This window comes from Streptomyces bugieae (genome assembly GCF_036352915.1).
Classification (GTDB): domain Bacteria; phylum Actinomycetota; class Actinomycetes; order Streptomycetales; family Streptomycetaceae; genus Streptomyces; species Streptomyces endophytica.
In genome coordinates, this window is the sequence record NZ_JAZBJP010000107.1 from 1 (window position 1) to 484 (window position 484).

1 protein-coding gene is annotated in these 484 nt (G+C 68.4%); it reads left to right on the plus strand.

The window, feature by feature from the left end:
• A partial coding sequence (locus V2J85_RS40400) for an amino acid ABC transporter permease (RefSeq protein ID WP_330824364.1) occupies window positions 1-458 on the plus strand: 458 nt, incomplete at its 5' end.
• Between the last annotated feature and the right edge of the window lie 26 nt (window positions 459-484).

Below are 484 nucleotides of genomic sequence, written 5' to 3' on the forward strand. Positions count from 1 at the left end.
GCATCCCGTTCGGGCCGGGCTTCTTCACCTTCGACACGATGAACCTGGTCGGCGCGGTCAGCGCCGCCGTCCTGGGCCTCGCCCTGCACCAGGCGGCGTACGCGGCGGAGATCGTGCGCGGCGGCGTACTGGCCGTCGGCAGCGGGCAGTTGGAGGCGGCCGCCGCCCTCGGCATCCCCAAGCTCCGTCAGCTGCGCCGGATCGTGCTCCCGCAGGCCATGCGCTCGATCCTGCCCAACGCGGCCAACGAGATCATCTCGCTGTTCAAGGGCACCTCGATCGTCTCCGTCATGGCGATCGGCGAACTCTTCTACCAGGTCCAGGTCGTCTACGGCCGCAGCGGCCGGGTGGTCCCCCTGCTGATGGTCGCCACCGCCTGGTACATCCTCCTGACCACCGCGCTCTCGATCATCCAGTACTACGTCGAACGCCACTACTCCAAGGGAGCCGTGCGATGAGCGCAACCGGCGAAGCCATGGTCGAG